7 protein-coding genes are annotated in these 8,422 nt (G+C 44.0%); 3 read left to right on the top strand and 4 right to left on the bottom strand.

Annotation, left to right across the window (positions count from 1 at the left end; all coding sequences use genetic code 11):
* Window positions 1-325: 325 nt before the first annotated feature.
* Entirely contained in the window at window positions 326-679 is a 354-nt protein-coding gene (locus JGK36_RS24205; RefSeq protein WP_293191563.1) for a hypothetical protein, read from the bottom strand.
* Window positions 680-1,055: 376 nt separating this feature from the next.
* On the bottom strand, window positions 1,056-1,757 hold the full coding sequence (rpe, locus tag JGK36_RS24200; RefSeq protein WP_293175534.1) for a ribulose-phosphate 3-epimerase: 702 nt from the start codon (window positions 1,755-1,757) through the stop codon (window positions 1,056-1,058).
* Between the two features lie 240 nt (window positions 1,758-1,997).
* Here rpe and JGK36_RS24195 point away from each other — a divergent pair, with 240 nt between their 5' ends.
* Entirely contained in the window at window positions 1,998-2,372 is a 375-nt protein-coding gene (locus JGK36_RS24195; RefSeq protein ID WP_293156757.1) for a hypothetical protein, read from the top strand.
* Window positions 2,373-2,476: 104 nt separating this feature from the next.
* On the top strand, window positions 2,477-3,883 hold the full coding sequence (locus tag JGK36_RS24190; protein ID WP_293175532.1) for an LCP family protein: 1,407 nt from the start codon (window positions 2,477-2,479) through the stop codon (window positions 3,881-3,883).
* 111 nt (window positions 3,884-3,994) lie between these two features.
* Here the strand turns inward: JGK36_RS24190 and JGK36_RS24185 are convergent, their stop codons facing one another.
* Complete coding sequence (locus JGK36_RS24185; RefSeq protein ID WP_293175530.1) at window positions 3,995-4,417, bottom strand: DUF2809 domain-containing protein; 423 nt, start codon at window positions 4,415-4,417, stop codon at window positions 3,995-3,997.
* A 159-nt stretch (window positions 4,418-4,576) separates the two neighbouring features.
* On the opposite strand from JGK36_RS24185, the gene JGK36_RS24180 reads away from it, so the two are divergent.
* Complete coding sequence (locus JGK36_RS24180) at window positions 4,577-5,218, top strand: ceramidase domain-containing protein (protein ID WP_293175528.1); 642 nt, start codon at window positions 4,577-4,579, stop codon at window positions 5,216-5,218.
* A 433-nt stretch (window positions 5,219-5,651) separates the two neighbouring features.
* Here the strand turns inward: JGK36_RS24180 and JGK36_RS24175 are convergent, their stop codons facing one another.
* Window positions 5,652-8,342, bottom strand: coding sequence for an ABC transporter substrate-binding protein (locus JGK36_RS24175; protein ID WP_293198226.1), 2,691 nt, complete (start codon window positions 8,340-8,342; stop codon window positions 5,652-5,654).
* Window positions 8,343-8,422 lie beyond the last annotated feature (80 nt).

Below are 8,422 nucleotides of genomic sequence, written 5' to 3'. Positions count from 1 at the left end.
GGAACGAAGCATAAGCCCTAGCCCTTTCAGGGCGGCTTCGCCAACGGGCAGGCTTCGCCAACGCAGTATCTATTTTTCATAGGGTTTTACCCCCAGGGCTGTCTTAAGTTAACCGTATTGTCTTATAGTCAAGGCTGGTGTTTTTTTGTCCCTGCACCTATCTAAATTATCTGGTTTTTGACATCATAAGTATTGGTTAATACCCGCTCGACCTGATAAGATGCACCTTTCTTAATCCGAGTAATAAATCCAATTTCTTGCTCGATTAATTTTTTCCAAAAAGCGAAATGATAGAAGCCTCCTACCATACAGCAAGATTTTTGGCTTAACTGTTTTTAGGAAATCTTCCTCGAACATGAGTATCTGCTTGTTTCGGATTTTCCCAAAAACAAATTTCTTCGGGAAGATGAGTTACTAGGTCTACGATTACTCCCATTTTTCCGGATAATTGACCAATTGGAAAATCTGATAAACTTTCTAGTTTACGAAATAATGCTTCTAATGTTGAGCCGTCAGCTATCCAGATATTTTCAAAGTTTTTTAAGGCAAATTGTACGCTATCTGGTAATGGTCTCGATTTTCTCATCAACCATTTTTGTCGAAAATGAGGTAGTAATTCTTTAAACACTTTTTCAAATAAAATTGCTCTCAAAGTTAAAAATATGAGTGATAATACCATTTTTTTAAAGTTGTGACAGACTTTGGCAAACAGGGAAAGTGTATAAATTACAATGTCTTGTCGTGTTCGATCTCTATCGGATCTTTAGAAAAATGGTATAACGTGCGCTTACCCTGCGACGGTGACGGATGCGGAGGTTATTAAAGAGATTAAACGATCGCTTTTTAGTTGGCTAGTTCCTGGCTTTGTGAAGGATACCGTTAACCTGACGTTGCGGCTTAGATCTTGATACTTTTAGGACTGATAATGTCGGCTCAATATTCGACATCAACAGACGTTTAAATATCTCAAATAATTATCGCTTCACAGATGCCTGTGAAGCGATAATTTTCGGAAAAGTCTATTAGCAATTTATCGGACGCGATCGCATTTTCAATTAAACAGCCGCCAACTGTGGAGTCGGACGCTTGCTGTTGCGGATACCCTCGATCGCACCAGCATAATCCTTCGCCTTAAATACCGCAGAACCAGCTACGATCGCATTTGCGCCCGCTTCCAACACCTGCCAAGTATTATCCACCTTCAAACCACCATCCACCTCAATCCAAGGATCGAGACCTCTCTCGTCGCACATTTGGCGCAACTTGCGGATTTTCGGCACAACAGTCGGAATAAAACTTTGACCGCCAAAGCCCGGGTTGACGCTCATAATCAGCACCAAATCGCAAAGTTCCAGCACGTGCTCGATCAACTCCAGCGGTGTCGAAGGATTCAAAACCACACCAGCCATTTTGCCCAATTCCCGAATTTGACCCAGGGTGCGGTGCAAGTGAGGCGAAGCATTGTGTTCGGCGTGCACCGAAATAATGTCAGCACCAGCCTTAGCGAAGTCCTCCACGTACTTCTCCGGCTCCACAATCATCAGGTGGACATCCAGGGGCTTGGTAGTAACCGGGCGAATTGCTTCGACAATCAGCGGCCCGATCGTAATATTAGGTACAAAGCGACCGTCCATCACATCTACGTGAATCCAGTCGGCGCCAGCGCGATCGACAGCCTGAATCTCTTCTCCAAGACGGCTAAAATCGGCTGATAATATTGATGGAGAAATAACGATCGATTTTTGGGATTTGGTCATGGCTAAGTCTGTTCTCCTGTCTCCTGTGCTGTATCCAGTTTATCAAAATGCGGCTCTCCAGGTCGAAAAGTTGTCAATAATAGGTAAAGGCAGGTTTAGCGGCCAAATTTTGCCTCTAAGAGACAATCTTTGTGCAAAACCTGCCCTGCTCTCCGAATTTTGGTTTAGGATATAAATTTTGCCTCTAACAAATAACTTGTGTGCAAAACTAGACCTTCTACAAATTTTCAGTAGCGAATTATGAAAAATAAAGATCCCTTAGACAATCCCGAACTCGATCGGGCAAGTCTGTTTGTACTAATGATCCCAGTCATCGGCTTTTTCCCCGCCCTGTGGAATCTTTACCGCCGTCAGGGCAGCCCCGAGCGCAAAGCCGTCAGCCGATTGGCAATTGCCCTTGCATTTAGCTGGCTCTTAGGACATATTCTTTTAGAAGCTGGAGCGATTTCTGCGGAATCTTCGACACTTACCATGTTATTAATGAGTAGCCTGCTGACAACCAGCTATTTTATCGTTGCCCTGGGACTGATGGTTCGCCTCTGGAAGCGTCAACCGCTATGGTTGCCCGGAATTAGCCGCGTAGCCGAGCAAGTGGTCGGCAAACATTTATCATAATTTAGGGTTCTTTTAAGCCCCTACCGTATTGATTGACTGCGTTTTCAGCTTGATACTACATATTGTCACGATCTTTTTTATTTTTGTTGTGTGTGAGGAAGCCAGTGCCAGCTCAAAAAACTCCTAATCAAGACCCTATCAAACAATCAACCGCTCAACCTTCAACCAAAAAATCGCACCAACCGCATCGAGGCCGTTGGCTGGGTTTTGGTTTTGGTTTGGCTGGAGTAGCCATGCTCTCAGCCACAGCCGGAGCGCTGCTAGCCGTCTCCCTTTCCACAACGCCGCTTCAGCAACAAAAGTTGAGCCCTGAAGAAGCGGCGGTGTTTTCTCAAGGCGACATGGCAAAGCTCAACATGAAGATGCCGGAGCTGACTCGCCCAGTTAATATTTTAGTTCTAGGACTTAAGGTTCTGAGTTCAGACCTCGAAGGCCATCCCGATAAAGACAAGGGATACGATGTCTGGCAAAACTCTTTTAAGGGGTTAACCGATACTATGCTGTTGGTGAGGTTTGACCCTCAAAATAAAAAAATAAGCGTGCTTTCCATTCCGCGAGACACCCGCACCTATGTCGAAGGTAGGGGTGTCGTGAAAATCAACGAAGCTAATTACTACGGCGGCCCTGCTTCTTCAGCGAAGTCAGTGAGCGGACTGCTGGGCGGCGTGGGAATCGATCGCTATGTCACAGTCAATATTCAAGGCATCAAAAGTTTGGTAGATGCCCTGGGCGGGATTACGATTAATGTCCCTAAAGACATGAAGTATACCGATGAAAGTCAGCATTTATATATAGATTTAAAGGCTGGCAAACAACGTCTGAATGGCGAACAAATCGTACACTATTTGCTTTACCGACATGACGATTTAGGGGATATCGGGCGGGTACAGCGCCAGCAATTGTTGATGCGGGCTTTTGTGGAAGAGCAAGTTAATGTTGGTTTGCTCTCTCGGTTGCCGAAGATTTTATCGGTGATTCAGTCTCACCTTGATACTAATTTGAGTATAGAAGAATTGGTGGCTTTGGCTGGTTTTGCTACTCAAACCGATCGCGCTGGAGTGCAGATGTTGATGGTTCCGGGCAAATTCAGCGATCCTAAGGACTACAAGGCAAGTTTTTGGTTGCCAGACCAAAATGGCATCGAAACTCTGGTGGCAAAGCATTTTGACTTCGGTCAAAATACTTGGACAATCGAGAATGCTGATTCGACTTTTCTGAAGGTGGCGATTCAAGACAGTACGGGCGATCGATCGGCTGTTGAAGATTTTGCCAAGACTTTAACTCGGGCAGGCTATCGAAATGTGCAAGTTTCTAAAGCTTGGCCTGAACCGCTAGATGTAACGACGATTGTAGCTCAAGACGGGGACATTAAAAGTGCTGAAGCGATTCGCCAGTCTTTGGGTTTTGGAGAGGTGCTGGTTGAGAGTACCGGTTCTTTGCAGTCGGATGTGACAATCAGATTGGGTAAGGATTGGTTGAGTCAAAAAACTCAGTCTGGCGGAGGGCTTTAAGTCTTTGTGAACGGAGATATTTTTGCACTAATATCAGCAACAGGCAAGATGCCTGTTCCACAAAAATTAGATTTTATTGTGGAACGGGCATCTTGCCCGTTTATGAAAGGCTTATTGACAATGGTTCGATCGCCTCAGCCACCGCACCCACACCCAACCCAAAAAACTACCGATAAAATAAGACGGAAAATCCCACCAAGTAAAGGAGTTTCCCAATACCAATCGTCCCGGTAAAGTAGCTCTAGCTGCTTGTAAAAACGGAGGTTGCCACAGTTGCAGAAACTCCAATCCGCAGATAGCAATACACACTCCTATAGCAACCCAAACGAGGGAAGCTTGCGGCCACAAAAAAACTGTTAGCAAAATCCAAAATATTTCATAAGCTACGGCCCCGAAAAAATCGTTGAACCATTCCGGTGCAGGGCCGCGAGAAAACCTGACTGCGTAACCTAAAGGGATAATCACAGCAATGCTTATTAGCAAGGCTACTCGGTATTTGAAAAAACGGCGATCGGGATAAAATGGAGAATTCATTAAATTTGAGACAGGTTTTTTGTTCAATTTAACGATTGTACTGTAGTCTGAATTAGACATCTCCTAAAGAGCCACTCAAGGGCAGGCGTTCCGCCTAATCCCTACTTTCCACAAGAATTATGGAACAGGTCTATTATACTCTCAAAACAGTGACATGACATGAATGATTACATCGATCTTTACTGCGAACGTATTATTCCTGGTTTATGGAGTGAACCACTAAATGCTGTATCTAATATTTCTTTTTTCATTGCAGCATGGGCTATTTTTCAATTGACTCGGCAACAGCAAAAAGTACCGACTGGTATTTGGATATTGATTAGTTTAGCCACCAGTATAGGTATTGGAAGTACCCTATTTCATACATTTGCGACAGAATGGGCAGGATTGCTAGATATGATTCCTATTGTGCTCTTTCAGCTTGTTTTTTTATGGTTATATAGCCGTCAAGTAGTTAGAATGAAATATGGATATGCAGGAGGATTGCTAGTAGGATTTTTATTTGCAAGCAACTTCAGCAATCAATTTACAAATGTACTCAACGGTTCTCTTTCTTATGCTCCTACTTTTTTAGTATTACTAGGGCTTGGACTATATCACTACCAACAGCAAAAGCGTGAGCCATTTGTTCTATTAGCAGCATCGGGGGTATTCTTGTTAGCCCTTTTATTCCGAACTGTCGATCGCGCAATTTGTCCTTACTTTTCAACGGGCACTCATTTTCTTTGGCATCTTTGTAATGGTATTTTGCTGTACTTATCGGCAAGAGCATTAATCCTAAACAGGTCTATGATGGAGTAGGGTTTACTTAAGAAAAATCTGACTTGCCCAAAATGGCTATATTGCCAGAAAATCGTCAGATGAAATTCATCAAAAGCATTAAGTAAACCGTATTGCAATACAATCCACTCCATCAAGAGAAGAGTTTTGAACCGTATTGGGGCGCTTTTGGCGCAGAGGGAAGAGTATTGCGAGGGTTTTGGATGTCGTAAAAAAACCTTTTATCCCTCCCCTCTCTGTGTTCTCTGTGTTCTCTGCGGTAAAATATTCTTAATATCTACTTCACCTCTTTATAATCCAAAAATCGTCAGATGAAATTCATCAAAAGCGTTAAGTAAACCGTATTGGTCTATGATGGAGTAGGGAGCGATCGCCTCTACCCCTCTCCACATCCCTAAGCACCTCTTCTAGCAACATCCGCTCTAAATGCCGGGAGTAAGCTAAAATCTGCAATCTACCGATCGACTGGCGCAAAATCGTAACCTGCACCAGATTTAGAATCGGGTACAATTTGCAAAAGAACTACTTTGCTATTGCGATCGCCACTCGACAAAAATCTAATTTCCCCCGTTGCACCGCTAACTTTGAAATCCTCAGCAGCTAAGGCTTTAGCCAGCATCACTCGCCCCGCTTGACCGCTATTCGGAGCAATTTTGCCGATCGACCTTCCCATCCGCAACACCTGCACCGCATCGTAACTCATCGCCGTCCGCCAGCTAACATCAATTCCCCACAAATTTCTAGCTAATTCTACAAATTTTTGATTTTTACTATCAGCAAAATGCCAAGGTACAGAAATTATAGCCCCGTTCAAAGCTGCTCCACCCTGTTTCAATAAATCCGTATTGTATAGAGCATCACCGCCAATTATTGGCAAACCTTTTTGATTATTTTTAGCGATTTCCAGGAATGAATTTACAGTATCTGAATCTGGTAGCAAAACTAACACATCTGCTTCCATCCCATCGATGTGCGTCGCCGAATTTGGCTCAGATAAATCTACTTCTTTAACAACTTGACCGCCTTCCAGAATCAAAGTAGTAGAAAAAGCTGTTTGCAGCGACTTGCTATAAGAACTTTTGGAATTGTAAAAAACCGCAGCCGTGCTTTTTTTCATGCCAGTTAACATATAGCGAGCTAAAGCCGTACCTGTAAATTGGTCGCTCGGTATCGTCCGAAAGAAATAGTTCACGCCGTCAGGGCGCCTCGGAACCGTTGCTAATTGAATGCTCGTGCTCGTAGGTGCGATCGCCACCATTTGATTTTGACTGTAAATTGGAGCAACTGCGATCGAAGTTTTGCTGGTTCCGTGACCGACAACCGCTAAAATACTGCTATCTGCAATCAGACTCTGTGCAATAGCCTTCGCCCGATTTTCATCATTACCGTCATCAGCAATTACTACCTTTAAAGGCACTCCCGCCTTAATTGCTTCGTCTTGAGCTTGAGCTATCCCGCGCAATATTTCCGCCGCCCCGCTGAGATTGTCGCCAATCGGAACTACTGCGGCAATTTTCAAAGCTTGTGCAGTACCGAGTCGAGCGTTATTGAGATAAATTAAAGTTTCCGCGTCTGTGCGATCGACTTTTACAGCCGCTTCTAGCTGACTTACCGCCGTTTTGAAGTCACCGCTGGCGATCGCGCGAACTCCTGCTTGCTTGTCAGGATTTGCCGTGCTAGCGAACAAAATGCGATCGCCCGCACTGATGTAACTGCTGGCATCTACAGGCGAGGAAGTCTGGGCATTTTCCGGTGTCACCCCAGGCAAAGAGGGCAATTGAGAATCGCTAGGATTCAGACTTCTCTCAGCTAAGTGTACAGCATCTTTGAGGATACTTATCAACTCTTTTTTGAAGACAAAAGCACCCGCACCTAAAGCAATTAAAAATATCAAAAATACATAAATAAGCCAGCTTTTGTTACTGCTTTTTTGAGAGTTATCTTGCTCGTGACTGCTCGCCAAAGTAGCCACTGTTGGCTCCTCCAAAGCTGCTAACATTTCCTTAGCATTAGCGAACCGACTTCGGGGGTGAAATCTAATCGCTTTATCCAGAACTGCGGCAAATCTCACACTCACCTTTGATGAATGATTCTGCCAAAGCATCTCCCGAGTTTGGGGGTCAGTTTCTAAATCCTGGGGCCACTTTCCAGTTAGTAAATAAATTGCCGTCAATCCCAAACTGTATAAATCGCTCGAATATTCGGGTCTCCCAGCGGCTTGTTCCGGAGCCATAAATTGGGGCGTTCCAATGGAGATTGTTACATCATTTAACCCAGCAGTTATCCCTTGATTAATTGTTTCCTTAACTACGCCGAAATCTATCAAAACTGGTTCGTCGTCAGACTTGCGTAATATAATATTTTGGGGTTTAATATCTCGGTGGATAATCTGTTTTTCGTGTATATAATCCAAAACTATTAGCAGACTTGTCAGGATTTTTTTAACTTCCTCCTCGTTCATTCTTCCAACAACTTTGACTCGGTTGTTAAGCGTTTCCCCGTCTATCCATTCCAGCGCCAAGAAAAATAAACCGTTTTCCTCAAAGTGCCCGTAAAGTTTGGGGATTTGAGAATGCCCTTCGCCCAACTTTTCCAAAACAGCAGCTTCTTGAGAGAAACGCTCTCGAACACTTTGATCGATATCAGGATTATTTGTCTGCGGCTTAAGCTGCTTAATGACGCAACACCGGTGCGAAGGCATTTGCGTGTCTTCGGCCAACAATGTTAAGCCAAAACCTCCTTCTCCCAACTTCTCAATTACCCGGTACCGATTGTTTAAAAGTTGTTCTGATTCTGGGTTGGGTTCCGGCGGCTGCAAAATCTCGCCGTTGATTTGCACGGGACTTTCTACTGCGAGAATTCCATATTTGCCACTCCCGTTTGGTTCGGTATGAATTAGCATGGATGTGTCGCCGTTGTCTTTTAACTTTCTCTTGAGTTCAAAAATGCGATCGACTATTATTTTCTCTTCGTCACCTGTTGGGGGACGCTTGTACAACACATTAAAAATCGCTGTCGGTGCGACATATTTGCCGTAGTGTTTGCTCAACAGCAGCAGCACGATATACTCTTCTTTGTTTAGGTCTATGCACTCGGAAGCTAGCTTGACGGTGCGGGTTTTAGTGTCGATGCTCAAGTTGTCCATACCGAAAAGTTTTATTGATAACTGAGAAATTAATAAAAATGCAAGTAATTGGTAAGAAATCGAGTATAGCCTTTATCAGG

Source organism: Microcoleus sp. PH2017_35_SFW_U_B, assembly GCF_020737865.1.
Lineage (GTDB): Bacteria > Cyanobacteriota > Cyanobacteriia > Cyanobacteriales > Microcoleaceae > Microcoleus.
This window is presented reverse-complemented; position numbering and strand designations above follow the sequence as displayed.

Coding starts and splice junctions, on each gene's coding strand:
- JGK36_RS24205 (WP_293191563.1), bottom strand. CDS start 679: ATGGTATTATCACTCATATTTTTAACTTTGAGAGCAATTTTATTTGAA.
- rpe (WP_293175534.1), bottom strand. CDS start 1,757: ATGACCAAATCCCAAAAATCGATCGTTATTTCTCCATCAATATTATCA.
- JGK36_RS24185 (WP_293175530.1), bottom strand. CDS start 4,417: ATGAATTCTCCATTTTATCCCGATCGCCGTTTTTTCAAATACCGAGTA.
- JGK36_RS24180 (WP_293175528.1), top strand. CDS start 4,577: ATGAATGATTACATCGATCTTTACTGCGAACGTATTATTCCTGGTTTA.
- JGK36_RS24195 (WP_293156757.1), top strand. CDS start 1,998: ATGAAAAATAAAGATCCCTTAGACAATCCCGAACTCGATCGGGCAAGT.
- JGK36_RS24175 (WP_293198226.1), bottom strand. CDS start 8,342: ATGGACAACTTGAGCATCGACACTAAAACCCGCACCGTCAAGCTAGCT.